This is a genomic window from Geothrix fuzhouensis (assembly GCF_024609325.1).
Taxonomy (GTDB): domain Bacteria; phylum Acidobacteriota; class Holophagae; order Holophagales; family Holophagaceae; genus Geothrix; species Geothrix fuzhouensis.
Genome location: NZ_JANHMQ010000002.1, coordinates 604,808 through 618,195 on the forward strand (window position 1 = coordinate 604,808; position 13,388 = coordinate 618,195).

Sequence of the window (13,388 nt, forward strand, 5' to 3'; positions counted from 1 at the left end):
CCGGCGCCCGTTTTTCCTGAGGTGGGACAGGACGAAGGGGTGTGCTCCTAGGCTTGTTCCGGGCGGCTCCGGTGCCACTGCCAGGCCAGCCAGGCCCAGCAGCCCACCATGCCCAGCCAACCCAGGCTCTGGAGCCCGCGGGCCAGCGTGGTGTCCTGGGCCAGCAGGCCCCAACGCCCCAGCAGCGTGGCCCAGTCGTGCTCGCCTCCGCCCACCAGCGGGAGGGCCTGTGCCCGGGCATCCGCCACATAGCGCGCGATGTTCAGGAGGTTCTCGAACACCCAGATGCCGGTGACCGTGGCGCCCACGGCGTCCCGTCGCAACCAGAAGGAGGTCGCCGCCACAGTAGGTACCAGGAGCTGCATGAGGGTCCCGCCGAGGATGGTCAGGGCCTCCCAGCCCAGGAGGCCGAAGAGGGGATGGCCCGCCTCGTGGAACACCAGGTTCACGCCGTCCAGCAGCGGGATCCAGCCCTGGTCAGAGCGGATCGCGAGCACAGCAAGTAGGAGGAGGCTCAGGGAGACGCCGGCCAGGGCGGCGGTCCCCACGGGCTGCCACTCGGCTTCCCAGGCTTCGGCCAGCGGCTCCGGAAGGGGTATCACGGATGCGCCAGATGCCTTGCCACGATCCAGTCCACCACCTGGTCGAGGGTCATGGCGCTGGAATCCAGCTCCACGGCGTCCGCGGCCTTGCGCAGGGGCGCCACGGCGCGGGTGCTGTCGGCCTCATCGCGGCGGCGCTGGTCGGCGAGAATGTCTTCGAAGACGGGGGCTTGCCCCTTGGCCTCCAGTTCGAGGAAGCGCCGCCGGGCGCGGGCCTCGGGGCTGGCGGTGAGGAAGATCTTGCAGCAGGCCTGTGGAAAGACGACAGTGCCGATGTCGCGGCCGTCCACCACCCAGCGGCCGGAGGCGCCGATGCGGCGCTGCTGCTCGACGAGCACATCCCGCACGCGGGCGTCCGCGCTCACGGGCGTCACCCCGCGGGTGACATCCTGGCTGCGGATGGCCTCGCTGACGTCCTCACCGGCGAGGAAGACGCGTGTGCCCTCCTGGGCGAGGTCCAGGTCCGCCAGAAGGCGCTCCAGCGCGGGACGGTCCTCCAGGGACAGGCCCGCGCGCTGGAGGGCCAGGGTGGCGGCACGGTACATGGCGCCGGTGTCGAGATACTGCCAGCCCAGACGCGCGGCGACCCGCCGGGCTGTGGTGGACTTTCCCACGCCGGACGGGCCGTCGATCGCGATCAGGGGAAGGGCGGAAGCGGTCATGCCTTCATTCTGGGGGACCGCTCACGCGTCTTCCATCACTTCATGCCGAGGTCCTTGAGGACCTTGGGATCCTTCTCGTCCTGGGCCAGGAGCGTGTGGCAGGTGTCGCAATCGCCCTTGATGGTGCGGCCATCGGCGGCGGTGTGGCTGCCGTCGTGGCAGCGGAAGCAGCCCACGGACTCCTCATGGCCGATGTTGTTCGGGTGCGTGCCCCAGGTCAGCTTCATCTCGGGGAACACGTTCCGCAGGTAGATCGCCTTCACGGCTTCGGCCGCCGCGTCCACCTGGGCCCGTTTGTGCTTGAACACGTCGGGGTAAGTGGTGCGGTAGAACTCGTTGAGGCCGAGGACGATCTTCGAGCCCGCCTCCTGCTGGCTGCCGTATTCGACCTTCAGCAGTTCCACAGCCTTCTTCTTGATGTAGGGCAGCTCGGGGCTGATGAGGCCGTTGGACATGGACTTGTCCACGGCGCGGTCGGGCAGCTCGAAGGTGTGGGTGGGGCGGTTGTGGCAGTCGATGCAGTCCATCTTGCGCTCGGTGGCCTTGGCCAGCTGGTCGGGCGTGAGCTTCTTGTAGTCGTCGGTGACGTACTCCACGAGCTGGCCGCTGTCATCGCGGTAGATGACCTTGGGGATCTCCTGGCGGCGGTGGTCCGTGCTGATGTAGCTGATGCGCTCCATGGCGTCGAGGTGGCGGCCGTGGATGCCCGTGGTGCCGTTCGGCGTGTGTCCGCCGATCTTCAGCAGGAGGATGCTGGTGGAGGGGGTGTTGGCCTCGTCATCGGCGTACTTGGTGCGGATCAGCAGCTTGTCGTCGGTGAACTTCTGGGGCCAGTGGCACTGTTCGCAGGTCTCGCGAGCGGGGCGCAGGTGCTCGACCGGGCTCGGGATCGGGCGGGAGTAGGTGCCGAAGGCCACCGCGAAGAGCTGCCGGGTGCCGGAGATCTTGGCCCGAACCAGGGCGGGCGCACCGTGGCCGATGTGGCACTGGGCACAGCCCACGCGGGAGTGGGGCGAGTTCAGGAAGGCAGTGTATTCAGGGCTCATCACGGTGTGGCAGGTGAGGCCGCAGAAGCGGTTGGAGTCCATGTACTCCACGCCCTTGAGGCCCGCGGTGCCCAGGATGCCGACGTTGATGAAGGTGAGCGCGCCCACCACCAGCAGCAGGCGGCGGATGCCGGGCTGGGTGAAGTCCACTTTCTGGAGCGGCAGGATCGCCTCGCCCGCAAGCCGACGCTTGCGGCGCGTGCGGAGGATGCCGACGGGAATGAACACCAGACCCACCAGGAACAGGGCGGGAAGGGCGAGGAACAGCAGAATGCCGACGTACGGATGGATGGCCCGGGGGCTGGTCAGTTCCATGAACCAGAACCAGACGAGCGTAAAGGCCGAACTGGTCGTCAGGGCCACGCCCAGCAAAGTCATCCAGTTGTTGCCCATCTGGAAGGCGAGCCTGACGAGATCCCTGATGCGTTCTTTCAAGCTCATGTATCCACCTCCGCGACGTGGGGCAAAAGACAAATGACAACCGAGTGGGTAATGTCCTCATCTCACCCTAAATTCCCCAGGAGGCCGAGACAAGGCTGCCCCGGGGTGGTGACGACTTATCTTCTTTGATATCAACAAGGGGCGTTCCAGGTTGTGACAGAGGTCCTGGGAGGGACGGATGGCCTCAGCTAGAGGCCCCGCGCAGCAACCGGAGGAAGGTCTCGCCGTACTGCTGAAGTTTCTTCGGCCCCACACCGCTCAAGGCTAAGAATTCGGCGTCGGTGGCCGGCTGGAACCGGGCCATCTGCTGGAGGGTGGCATCGCTGAAGATCACGTAGGCAGGCACACCCTTGGCGTCGGCCAACTGTTTCCGGAGGGCCTTCAGGTCGCGGTAGAGCGCCTCTTCCCCATCCACTGGACCCTCAGGCAGGGCGGGCCGGGTGCCGCGGGGCGAGCCCTTCTTGGCTTTGCCGGGTTTCGGGGCAGCTTCCAACGGATCGGCCCCGGAGCAGATATCGCAGGAAGCGCCGCAGGGTTCCATGCGCTCGCCGAAGTGGGCCAGCAGGGCCTGATGGCGGCAGCGGAGGGAGTCGGCTAGGCGGAAGAGGTCGCGGGTCTGCCGCTGCTGCGCCTGGGCCAAGCTGGCATCCAGGCCGTCGGTGAAGCGGTCGTAGCTGAGCACATCCCCCCAGCTGTAGAACATCACGCAGTCGGCGTCCGCGCCGTCGCGGCCCGCCCGGCCGATCTCCTGGTACCAGCCCTCCACGCTCTTGGGCATGTCGCGGTGGATGACGTAGCGGATGTTGCTTTTGTCGATGCCCATGCCGAAGGCGACGGTGGCGACAATGACATCCACGTCATCGCGCTGGAAGGCCTCCTGGGCGGTCGACCGCGCCGCAGCGTCCATGCCCGCATGATAGGCAGCAGCCCGGATGCCCTCACCGGAGAGGAAGGCCGCCGTGGATTCCACGGACTTGCGCGACAGGCAGTAGATGATCCCGCTCTCCCCGCGCCGCGCCAGCACGAGTCGCAGCAGGGCCTCGCGCACGGGCGGCAGGCCTTCCACGCCCTTGCGGTAGGCGCTGATGCGCAGGTTGGACCGGAAGAAGGATCCCTGCACCTCGACCGGATTCCGCATCTCCAGTTGCTCCGCGATGTCGCGGCGGACCTCGGGCGTGGCGGTGGCGGTAAGGGCCAGCACAGGCACGCCGGGGAACCGCCGTTTCAGGCCGGCCAGGGTACGGTAGGCCGGCCGGAAATCGTGGCCCCAGTGGCTGATGCAGTGGGCTTCGTCCACGGCGATGAGGCGCAGGTCCACCTCGCGGAGCAGGTCGGCGAGGTAGAGTTCGAGGCCCTCGGGCGCCGCGTACACCAGCTCCAGTTCGCCATTCTTGAGGGCGCGGATGCGCTCCCGGCGTGCTTCCGCGTTGAGGCTGGAATTAAGGAAGGTGGCCCGGAGACCAGCTTCCGTCAACGCGTCCACCTGATCTTTCATCAGGGCGATGAGGGGCGACACCACCAGGGTGATCCCCCCCAACAGTCGCGCCGGCAACTGGTAGGTGAGGGATTTGCCGGCGCCCGTGGGCATGATGCCCACCACGTCGCGACCCGCCATGACGGCCTCGATGATGGTCCGCTGGCCCGGCCGGAAGGCGCCGTAGCCGAAGGTGGCTTTGAGAGCCGAATCCAGGTCTGGGACTCTTTCCAGATCGGTGGCCAGGGTCTTGAGGGCGGTGATGGCGGCGGGGTCGAATGCGGCGGGATCCTGCCGGTAGCGGGCGCGGAGGGTGTCCAGACCCTCGCGGCAGGCGGCGCGATCACCACCTTCCAGCAGGCCGCGCAAGCGGCCGATCTCGCCGGAGACCGGCGACAATCAGCAACCGCCGTCGAGCAGGGGCCCGGCCGCAGTCCAGAAGGCGTGCATCTCCTCAGGCTTGCCGAAGGTCACGCGGATGTGGTTGGGCAGGCCGTAGCCTTGCATGGGACGCACGATCACGCCGCGCTGGAGCAGTCCCTTGAACAACTCCGCGGCGGGGAAGGCGGTTCCCACGAGGATGAAGTTCCCCGAGGTTCCCGAAAGTTGGCAGCGGTGTTTGGCAGCCTCTGCCACGAAGGCCGCGCGGGCCTCGGTGTTCTTCTGGCGGGAGAAGGCCTCGAAGGCCAGATCCTGCACGGCGACTTCCGCAGCGGCCTGGGCCAGGTGATTGGTATTAAAAGGACTGCGCACCCGCTCGAGGAAGCCCATCAGCTCTTTCGACCCCAGGCCGTAGCCGATGCGAAGGGCCGCCAGGGAGTGGATCTTGGAGAAGGTGTGAAGCACCAGCAGGTTCGGGCGCTGATCCAGGTAGGCGGCGGCATCCGGGTAACTGGCGGGATCTTCGTATTCGGCGTAGGCCTGGTCCACCACGAGGACGATGTCTTCGCGGAGGCCGCGCACCAGGCGCTCCAGGGCGGCCTTCTCGAGGCGGATGCCCGTGGGGTTGTTGGGATTGCCGAGGTAGACGAGGCGGGTGTCCTCCGCTACGGCGCGCAAGATGTCGTCGGCGTCGAGCTCCGCGGCCGTGGCCCGGGACTCGATGACGCGTCCGCCGGCGGTCTGGGTGGCAATGCCATAGATGGCGAAGCTGTGCTTCGGGATGACGGCACTGCCGCCGTCCAGGAAGGCGGCCTTGGCGACCATCTCCAGGATCTCGCTGCTGCCGTTGCCCAGCACCACGCGGTCCACGGTCAGGCCCTTGCGCGCCGCGATGCGCTGGCGGAGGTAGTAGCCGTCGCTCACCGGGTAGAGGCCCAGCCCCTCGAACTCGGAGCCCGAGATGACCGCGGCAACGCGGGCCTTCACGGCATCCGTGGGTCCCCAGGGATTCTCGTTGGAGGCCAGCTTGACGATGGACGTGAGGCCCAGCTCGCGCTGGACCTCCTGGATGGGCTTGCCGGGAACATAGAGCGGAATCCGCGCCAGGTGTTCGAAGGCGGGAAGGGCGGAAAGACTGGAGTTCATCAGGCGGGCCGCTCGGAGAGGACCTTGTCCACGATGCCGTATTCCAGGGCTTCTTCGGCGCCCATGAAGTAGTCGCGGTCCATGTCCTTCATGACCTTCTTCAACGGCTGGCCCGTGTGCTTGGCGAAGGTGGCGGCGAGGTTCTCTTTCAACCGCTGGATCTCCTTGAAGGTGATCTCGATTTCGGTGGCCTGCCCCTGGGCGCCGCCGCTGGGTTGGTGGATCATGATGCGGGCGTTGGGGAGGGCGAAGCGCTTGCCCCGCGTGCCGGCGGCCAGCAGGTGGGCGCCCATGGAGGCGCACTGGCCGATGCAGTAGGTGACGATGTCGTTCTTCACGAACTGCATGGTGTCGTAGATGGCCAGGCCCGCGGTGACGCTCCCGCCGGGGCTGTTGATGTAGATCTGGATGTCCTTGTCCGGGTCCTCGCTCTCGAGGAAGAGCATCTGGGCCACGATGGCGTTGGCCACGTTGTCGTCGATGGCGGTGCCCAGGAAGATGATGTTGTCCTTCAGCAGGCGCGAATAGATGTCGTAGCTGCGCTCGCCGCGGGGCGTCTGCTCGATGACGATGGGGGGGTAGTAGCTGCTGGGCATGGGCCCTCCGGCTGAACCTTCAGGATAAAGCAAGAAGGCGCCCGCAGGCGCCTTCCGCGTGGAATCGCACAGACTGCTACTTCTTGGCCGCGGGCTTCTTGGCCTTGGGCTTCTCCTCGGCGGGCTCATCCTTCTTGGCGGCGGCCTTCTTCGGCTTGTCCGCGGCGGACTCGTCCTTCTTGGTAGCCTTCTTGGGCTTCTCTTCGACCTCGGGCTCGGCCTTGGCCTTCTTGGCCGCGGGCTTCTTGGCAGGCGCGGCGTCTTCCTCGTGGCCATGCTCGTGGTCGTGGTCACAATCGGGGCCGTGGACGTGCTCCGCGGGGGCTACGGCAGCGGGCTCGCCGCCCTCCTGGCCTTCGAGGTCGCCGCCCTCCAGGCCGCCGGCATCGAAGCGGTTAACGGGCAGGCCCGCCTCGCGCTTGCGCTCCAGCTCGACCAGGGCCTCGAAGGCGGCCTTGTCCAGCTGCTCTTCCGTGACCTTGGCGGTGCTGAGTAGGTGGGTGAAGATGCGGTCGGTGCGGAGGCGGCCTTTGATCTCGGTGGTGTTACCACGTCGCTCCAGTTCAGCCTTGAAGGCCTCGAAGGGCTGCTGCACCTGGTTTTCGGCCATGAAGGTCCGGATCTCGGCGTCAATGTCCGCCTCAGGCACCTCGATGGACTCGGTGTTCCCGATGGCCTGGAGCAGGTAGCCGCTGCGGACCGCGCGCTCGGCATCGTTCTGGCGGTACTGGCGGTAGGCCTGCCAGTTGACCTTCTTGGGATCCATGCCCTGGCGGGACACGTGCTGGGCGAACTCCTGGCAGTAGTCATCGAGCTGCAAAGCCACCATGGAGCGAGGCACCTCGAAGGGCGCGGCCTCCAGGAGGGTGTCGAGCATGGTGGCGTGGAGGCGGGCTATGGCGTCCCGTTCCGAAGCCTCTTCCAGGTCCTTCTTCACGGCGGCCTTCAGGGCTTCGAGATTCTCGAAGGCGCCCATGTCCTTGGCGAAGTCGTCGCCCAGGACGGGCACTTCCTTGCGGCGGATGTCCTTGACCTGGACCTCGTAGGCCAGGGTCTTGCCGGCGAGGACCTTGTTGGCCTCATCCTCGGGGTGGGTCAGGTTGAAGGCCTTCTTCTCGTCGATCTTCATGCCGAGGATTTGGGCATCAAAGGGACGCGTCCCGTCGATTTCCAGCACCTGGTCCTGATAGCTCTGGGCCTTGAGGCCCTGGGGTTTTACACGGATGTCGCAAGTGACCACCAGACCCTGCGCCACGGCGCTGTCCTCGACCGGCAGGAGCTTGGTGGCCCGCTGGCGGAGCCCTTCCAGGTGCTCGGCCACCGTGGCCTCATCAATGGCCCGCTTCTTCTTGGTGAGGGCCATCGCCTTGTAGTCCGGCAGGGTTACCTCGGGCGCCACGTCGAACTGGGCACGGAAGACGGCGTCGGCGCCCTCCTTCAGGTCCAGCTTCTCCAGGGAGGGATGGGAGATGGGCAGGGCGCCGGCTTCCTGGGCGGCCTTCCAGAAGTGCTTCTCCACCAGCTGCTGAGCCACGTCGGACTGGATTTCCCGGGCGTAACGCTGCATCAGGACGGGCCGGGGGGCCTTGCCGGGGCGGAAGCCGGGGATGCGGACTTTCGGCGCGATCTTCGCCACCACCTCGTTGAAGGTGGCGCTCACCTCGGCGGCGGGCACCGTCACTTCGACGGCCTTGCGGGTGGGGGACTGGTGGTGCAGGGTGGCGGACATGGGTGCTCCGTGTGATGCGGTTGTTTCGGTCCTCTTGGCTTGGCTTCCTTCACTTCAGACGTGGTGCAGGTGCTTCTGAAGTGGTGCGAACGGTCGGACTCGAACCGACACGGTGTGAACCGCTGGAACCTAAATCCAGTGCGTCTACCAGTTCCGCCACGCTCGCAGGGATGCCAAGTTGTCATTTCGGTGGTGCGCCCAGAGCGACTCGAACGCCCGACCCTCAGGTTCGAAGCCTGATGCTCTATCCAGCTGAGCTATGGGCGCGCACCGAATCCACTAGTCTACCTGGAAGGGCGGGACGCTTCGAGCCCGGATGCATCAGGCCTGGAGACACCAGGCATCTTCGGCTCCGTTCTGCCTCAACACGGCCAGGGTGGTGTCATCCAGGCCCATGGACCGGGCGGCGGTGGCCTCGGTCCCCAGGTCGCAGGGGATGAGGCCAGGGTCGTCCGTGCCCAGGGCGCAGCGCACACCGGCGCGCAGCATGCGGGGCAGGGGGTGGGGGACCACGTCGACCGCCAGGGCCGCATTCGAGCTGGGGCAGACGTCCACGGGGATGCGGCGCTCCGCCAGCAGGTCCAGGGTGGCGTCGTCGGCCCGGAGGCCATGGACGATGCGGGCGACGCCGCCTTCCAGGACCGCCTCCCGGACATTCGAGCCCGGGCCGTTCTCGCCCGCATGGGCGGCGATGCGCAAGCCCGCGGCCTGGGCGCGTTCGAAGACCGGCGCCCAGTCGCGGAAGGGGGAGCCCTCCAGCCCGCCGGTGGAGAAGCCTTTCACGTAGGGCGGCAGGTCCGGCAGCACCAGGTCGAGGACCGCATGGCCATGCTTGGGGCCGAAGTGGTTCACGGCATCCACCACCACACAGCCTCGGACGCCCTCTGCCAGCGCCTCGGCCAGGCCCTCCTCCAGGCCGCGCCAGAAGGCATCGAGGGTGATCTGGCCACGATAAACCACCAGGAAATGGGGTGAGGCCCAGAGGTCGAAGCCCACGCCTCCCGCCTGGCGGGTGCGCCGCGCCACGGCGCGGACCGCTTCCTGCACGGCCTGTTGGCTGTCCAGCAACGCCGCACCGAAGAGGAAGGCCTCGATGAAGCCCTCGAAGGGCACGGCGCCGCCGGACCACAGGGTTCCCAGCGGCCCCGGCAGCGCCAGTCCGCGGCGTTCCGCCTCGCTCCGGACCCAGGCCGAATCCAGGGCCCCCTCCAGGTGGGTGTGGCGGTCCACGAGAGGATGGCTCGACGGATCACTCATCCCGGCCTCTCCCAGATGGCCTTCTCCCTCACAGCGAATGAGCGCAGCTCATTCGCTACTCGTCGTAGTCGTCCATGCGGAGATCCCCGGGGTCGAAGCCTTCACCGCGGCCTCGTTCGAGAGGCACGCCGCTTTCGCTGAAAGCCTCCTCGAGGTTCTCGGCTTCAGGCTCGGGAGTGAAGTCGTCCTCGATGACGTGGACGCTCTTCTCCTTCTTCACGACGCGAGGTTTGGCGGGAGCCGCCTTCTGGTTCGCGCCGCACTTGGGACACAATGCCTCCGGCTTCCCGAAGTCATAGAACTTCGTCGCACATTGGAAACACGTAAACTTCTTGCCGAGATCTGCCATTGACTTGTTCCTCGCCCATGCCCAAAGGAACAAGGTTCTACCAGAGTCGGCCGCTGTTGTCACCCTTTTCTGATGAGAGGGTTCAGGGCCAGGGGACTCTTCCCAGCTTGGAAGCATCGTCATCGCATAACTGATGAACAAGGGTGCTGGTGAAAAGCCGGTGTCGAACCTCGACATCCTCTCCGAAACGTTCTACGAAGGTGGCACGGCTGCGTTCGAGCTCATCCCGGAGCAACCCATACAGGTTGCCTTGGGCGCGGGCCTGGGCGACCTTCTCCGGGAAGTACAGCTCCACGTCACCCACCAGGACGCGGGCCAGCCGTTCCGCGGCGGCGCGGGTCTTGGGATCCAGGTCCGCCACGGGAGGGGCCTCGATGGTCTCCGGCACCATTTGCGTGGGGGCGCTCGACTGGGTGCTTGCGCTGGGCTGGGTGCTGGCGCTGGGCTGGGGCAGGAGAGAGGGCGGCGGGGCATGGGCTGGCTCGTCCTTGCCTGCGGCCAGGCTGCCCAGGGCGGCGGAAGCTGCCAGCACGAGGGCGCGCACCAGTTCGGGATGGTCCAGGTTCTGGCGGAGGCCGCTGTCCACGAGCAGCAGGGCCACGGTCTTCCGCTTGTGGCGGATGGGGAGGATGACGACGTCGGCGGCTTCGTAGGGGCTGAGCAGGGAGAGCAGGGCCGAGTAGCCGGCACCCTTCTTCCGCAGAGACCGGCCCAGGCCCTGGATGATCGCCTCCAGATCAGGGGGTGGCACCACGGCACCGGGTTTCAGGGGAGCGGTCGCCTCGAAGCCGCGCTGGGCATAGAAGGAGGCCAACCCCTGTTTGAGAATGAAGAGGGCACTGCGTTCCACGAGGGGCTGCAGGCCATCCAGCAGGCGCTTGAGCAGATCGCCCTGGGACGGGGCCCCTTCAATGAGGTCGAGAGCCCCCGCGAAAGCCGTCATGGTGCTGCTGGATCCAGCCTCGTCGGGAGCCTGGGCCGGGAGGGCCTGGCGCAGCCGCTCCAGGAGCGCCTCATCGGGATGGAAGCGCTCCATGGCTAGCTGCCAGGTGGCGATCACTTCCTCGAGCAGGCTCTGGTTCTTCTGATTCAGCCACGTTTCCAGAGGCCCGCGAAGGGCGTCGTGGGTGGGCTGGTCCTCAGGGCGGGGGGCGCTCATTGGGGGCTCGTGCGAAAGGTTCCGGTCCAGGGTATCCCAGTTCGGGGCGGAACCCCGTCTGCTGGCAATTGGCCCAGGGAACCGATAGGATGGCCCAGGTTCCTTGGAGATGGCGGATGGCGGATCTTTCCATTGCGGTGAGGCAGGCTGGTGACGTGGCGGTGCTGCTGCCGGCAGGCTTCATCAACGCCCATACCGTCCGCGAGTTCGAGGAGGCCCTGGAAGGGCTGGTCCGGGACGGACGCTATACGATTCTTCTCAACTGCAAGAATCTCAATTACATAAGCTCCGCCGGACTGGGGGCCATCATGGGCCTCATCGAGACGGTTCGGGATCATCAGGGCGACATCCTCTTGTCTGACCTCCAGCCGAACGTCTTCGCCATCTTCGACACTCTGGGGTTCACCCAGCTCTACCGGGTCTTCGGCGATGAGGACCAGGCGCTGGCCGCGGTCACGCCGGAGTGGAAAGGGTGAACGTGGCCGCCACCATGGAACCAGCCGAGTTCCGACTCGTGATCCCGAGTCAGACCCGCTATCTGAATCTGGTGACGGGGCTGGCCAAGCGGGCTTCCCTGGTGGCCGGCCTCGACGACGCCACCGCTGCCAAGGTGAGCATCGCCGTGGACGAGGCGGTGACCAACGTGATCCTCCACGCCTACCACGGCGAGGGCGAGCACAGCGTCGAGCTGGAGCTGCGCTTCACCGAGCTGGCGCTGGAGATCCACATCCTCCACTCCGGTCAGGGCCTCCGCGAGGACCAGGTCGTGCTGCCGGATCCGAAGGAGTACATCAAGCACCCCCGGAAGGGCGGGCTCGGTCTGCTGCTCATGAGCCGCTTCATGGATGAAGTGCGGTTTAAGGCGGATGACGCCTCTGGCCGGAACGAGTGCTGCCTGATCAAGAAGCTGGACTGAAGCCCTGGGTCCGCCCGCCATGCCGACCAATCCCTTCGACCGCCTTCGCCAACTGGCGCTGAAGATCCCGGAAGGAGCCCAGGAGCTGCTTCCGCTCATCGACTTTCTGGAGACTTTCCCGGAGCAGGGCACCGAAGAGGACCTTGTCCATCTGGTGGGGGTCACCGTCATGGGCATCGCCAGGACGGGGCAAGGCGGCCTGTGGGATGGCGGCAAGTGGCTGTTCCTCAGGGGGGCGGCGCCAGCCTTTCCCACTCACCCCGGCGAGGGCTGGCAGGTCCTGCCCTGGGCCTACGGTGAGGAGATCTACGGCCACCTGGTCCTGCGGGCCGAGGCGCTGCCAGGGGCGGTGCCGCTGCTGCTGTCCATCAGCGCCCCTCTGCTGGCCTGGCGCCGGGCCGAGGCGGTGCGCAGCTCCCAGAACCAGGCTCTGGCCCTGCAGTTGTCCCGCCTGAATACGGTCTTCGAGCTCACCCGCAACCTGGGCCAGGTGGAGACCCGGCAGGATCTGGTCCGGCTGATGGCCAACACGCTCATGGGTGAATTCCGGATCATGCGCCTCCTGGTGGTGGATGCCCAGGGCGCCGTCCTGCACGGGAAGGGGCTCGGGCAACTCCCGGAAGTCCTGGAAGGGGATAGCCTGCATGCGCTGGTGGAGGCGAAGGGCCTGGTCCACGCCGTCGAACTGTTGGACCAGAACCACAGTCACGGCTTTGCCTACGCTGCGGATCCGGCGGTGGGGAAGCTGTCCGAGGACGACGAAGTATTCCTGCACACCCTGCTGAATCTCACCTCCTCCCAGCTGTCGAGCCTGGAGTTCCGCGAAGCCCGCATCCAGGCCGAGCGCATGGAAAAGGACCTGGACCTGGCCCGGGACATCCAGCGCAGCCTGCTGCCCAAGACGCTGCCCGAGCCCAGCGGCTGGCAATGCGCCGCGGCGAATCTGCCCTACCAGGCCGTGGGCGGCGATCTCTATGACCTCTGGATGGCTCGGGACGAGGAACTGGGCGAGCGGCTCCACATGGCGGTGGGTGACATTTCGGGCAAGGGTCTGCCCGCGTCGCTGATGATGACCCAGCTCTCCGCCTTCCTCCGAGCCCTGGGGGGGCGCCGGGTGTCGGACTGGGGCAAGCTGGCGGAGCGGCTAAACCGTCGCATGAACGACGTCCGGGACGGCAACCGCTACACCACCCTGTTTGCCGCGAGCCTCAATCCGCTTAACGGCGATTTCCGGTTCGTGAACGGGGGTCACAATCCACCGCTGCTCATCCGTGCCAGCGGCGAGGTGGTCCGGCTGGACCCCACCGGCCCCATGGTGGGCCTGCTGCCCGGCGCCACCTTCACGGAGGGTCGCGCGGCCATGGGGTCGGGGGATGTGCTCGTGATCTTCACCGACGGCCTCGTCGAAGCCGAGAACGCCGCGGGCGAGGAACTGGGTGACGGCCGGCTGGCCGACGTCATCCTGAGGCGCCCCCAGGCCGGTGCGGATGAACTGTTCGAGGCCCTGCTGGTGGAGGCCTTCCGGCACCTCGAGGAGGGCCGCTTCCGGGACGACGTGACCCTGGTGGTCGTCAAGCGCATGGCTGAAGCACAGGGCCTGAACGCCCCTTGATCCGTTCCGTATCCTGGT

The 13,388-nt window shown here is 66.8% G+C and carries 13 protein-coding genes and 2 tRNA genes; 3 read left to right on the top strand and 12 right to left on the bottom strand.

The window, feature by feature from the left end; translation table 11 throughout:
* Nucleotides 1-47: 47 nt before the first annotated feature.
* The 12 genes from NOV74_RS10000 to NOV74_RS10055 form a co-directional block, all read right to left on the bottom strand.
* The gene (locus tag NOV74_RS10000) at nt 48-602 is read right to left on the bottom strand and encodes a hypothetical protein (protein WP_257311762.1); all 555 of its coding nucleotides are present in this window, start codon (nt 600-602) and stop codon (nt 48-50) included.
* A complete protein-coding gene (gene cmk / locus NOV74_RS10005; RefSeq protein WP_257311765.1) occupies nt 599-1,264 on the bottom strand; it encodes a (d)CMP kinase in 666 nt (221 codons plus the stop codon). Before cmk ends, NOV74_RS10000 begins: the two co-directional genes overlap by 4 nt.
* 35 nt (nt 1,265-1,299) lie before the next feature.
* A complete protein-coding gene (locus NOV74_RS10010; RefSeq protein WP_257311768.1) occupies nt 1,300-2,751 on the bottom strand; it encodes a NapC/NirT family cytochrome c in 1,452 nt (483 codons plus the stop codon).
* Between the two features lie 184 nt (nt 2,752-2,935).
* Nucleotides 2,936-4,624 (bottom strand): RecQ family ATP-dependent DNA helicase, encoded by a 1,689-nt coding sequence (locus tag NOV74_RS10015; protein ID WP_257311771.1) that lies wholly within the window; start codon nt 4,622-4,624, stop codon nt 2,936-2,938.
* Complete coding sequence (gene hisC / locus NOV74_RS10020) at nt 4,625-5,752, bottom strand: histidinol-phosphate transaminase (protein WP_257311773.1); 1,128 nt, start codon at nt 5,750-5,752, stop codon at nt 4,625-4,627.
* Nucleotides 5,752-6,348 carry an ATP-dependent Clp endopeptidase proteolytic subunit ClpP gene (gene clpP / locus NOV74_RS10025; protein WP_257311776.1) on the bottom strand — a complete coding sequence of 199 codons (597 nt, stop codon included), beginning with the start codon at nt 6,346-6,348 and terminating at the stop codon, nt 5,752-5,754. Before clpP ends, hisC begins: the two co-directional genes overlap by 1 nt.
* Before the next feature lie 76 nt (nt 6,349-6,424).
* Nucleotides 6,425-8,077 (bottom strand): trigger factor, encoded by a 1,653-nt coding sequence (tig, locus tag NOV74_RS10030; RefSeq protein WP_257311778.1) that lies wholly within the window; start codon nt 8,075-8,077, stop codon nt 6,425-6,427.
* Between the two features lie 81 nt (nt 8,078-8,158).
* Nucleotides 8,159-8,243 (bottom strand) — tRNA-Leu (locus NOV74_RS10035).
* Between the two features lie 24 nt (nt 8,244-8,267).
* Nucleotides 8,268-8,344, bottom strand: a tRNA-Arg gene (locus NOV74_RS10040).
* 54 nt (nt 8,345-8,398) lie between these two features.
* Nucleotides 8,399-9,334 carry an adenosine deaminase family protein gene (locus tag NOV74_RS10045; protein ID WP_257311779.1) on the bottom strand — a complete coding sequence of 312 codons (936 nt, stop codon included), beginning with the start codon at nt 9,332-9,334 and terminating at the stop codon, nt 8,399-8,401.
* Nucleotides 9,335-9,389: 55 nt separating this feature from the next.
* Nucleotides 9,390-9,683 (bottom strand): FYDLN acid domain-containing protein, encoded by a 294-nt coding sequence (locus NOV74_RS10050; RefSeq protein WP_257311782.1) that lies wholly within the window; start codon nt 9,681-9,683, stop codon nt 9,390-9,392.
* An 82-nt stretch (nt 9,684-9,765) separates the two neighbouring features.
* Nucleotides 9,766-10,842 (bottom strand): hypothetical protein, encoded by a 1,077-nt coding sequence (locus NOV74_RS10055; protein ID WP_257311784.1) that lies wholly within the window; start codon nt 10,840-10,842, stop codon nt 9,766-9,768.
* Between the two features lie 116 nt (nt 10,843-10,958).
* On the opposite strand from NOV74_RS10055, the gene NOV74_RS10060 reads away from it, so the two are divergent.
* From NOV74_RS10060 to NOV74_RS10070, 3 genes are read left to right on the top strand one after another with little or no spacing between them, the layout of a single operon-like run.
* Nucleotides 10,959-11,318 carry an STAS domain-containing protein gene (locus NOV74_RS10060; RefSeq protein ID WP_257311786.1) on the top strand — a complete coding sequence of 120 codons (360 nt, stop codon included), beginning with the start codon at nt 10,959-10,961 and terminating at the stop codon, nt 11,316-11,318.
* Nucleotides 11,315-11,758, top strand: a complete 444-nt coding sequence (locus tag NOV74_RS10065; RefSeq protein ID WP_257311787.1) for an ATP-binding protein — start codon at nt 11,315-11,317, stop codon at nt 11,756-11,758. Before NOV74_RS10060 ends, NOV74_RS10065 begins: the two co-directional genes overlap by 4 nt.
* Nucleotides 11,759-11,777: 19 nt before the next feature.
* On the top strand, nt 11,778-13,370 hold the full coding sequence (locus tag NOV74_RS10070; protein WP_257311788.1) for a PP2C family protein-serine/threonine phosphatase: 1,593 nt from the start codon (nt 11,778-11,780) through the stop codon (nt 13,368-13,370).
* Nucleotides 13,371-13,388: the final 18 nt, after the last annotated feature.

Coding starts and splice junctions, on each gene's coding strand:
- cmk (WP_257311765.1), bottom strand. CDS start 1,264: ATGACCGCTTCCGCCCTTCCCCTGATCGCGATCGACGGCCCGTCCGGC.
- NOV74_RS10010 (WP_257311768.1), bottom strand. CDS start 2,751: ATGAGCTTGAAAGAACGCATCAGGGATCTCGTCAGGCTCGCCTTCCAG.
- hisC (WP_257311773.1), bottom strand. CDS start 5,752: ATGAACTCCAGTCTTTCCGCCCTTCCCGCCTTCGAACACCTGGCGCGG.
- clpP (WP_257311776.1), bottom strand. CDS start 6,348: ATGCCCAGCAGCTACTACCCCCCCATCGTCATCGAGCAGACGCCCCGC.
- tig (WP_257311778.1), bottom strand. CDS start 8,077: ATGTCCGCCACCCTGCACCACCAGTCCCCCACCCGCAAGGCCGTCGAA.
- NOV74_RS10045 (WP_257311779.1), bottom strand. CDS start 9,334: ATGAGTGATCCGTCGAGCCATCCTCTCGTGGACCGCCACACCCACCTG.
- NOV74_RS10050 (WP_257311782.1), bottom strand. CDS start 9,683: ATGGCAGATCTCGGCAAGAAGTTTACGTGTTTCCAATGTGCGACGAAG.
- NOV74_RS10055 (WP_257311784.1), bottom strand. CDS start 10,842: ATGAGCGCCCCCCGCCCTGAGGACCAGCCCACCCACGACGCCCTTCGC.
- NOV74_RS10060 (WP_257311786.1), top strand. CDS start 10,959: ATGGCGGATCTTTCCATTGCGGTGAGGCAGGCTGGTGACGTGGCGGTG.
- NOV74_RS10070 (WP_257311788.1), top strand. CDS start 11,778: ATGCCGACCAATCCCTTCGACCGCCTTCGCCAACTGGCGCTGAAGATC.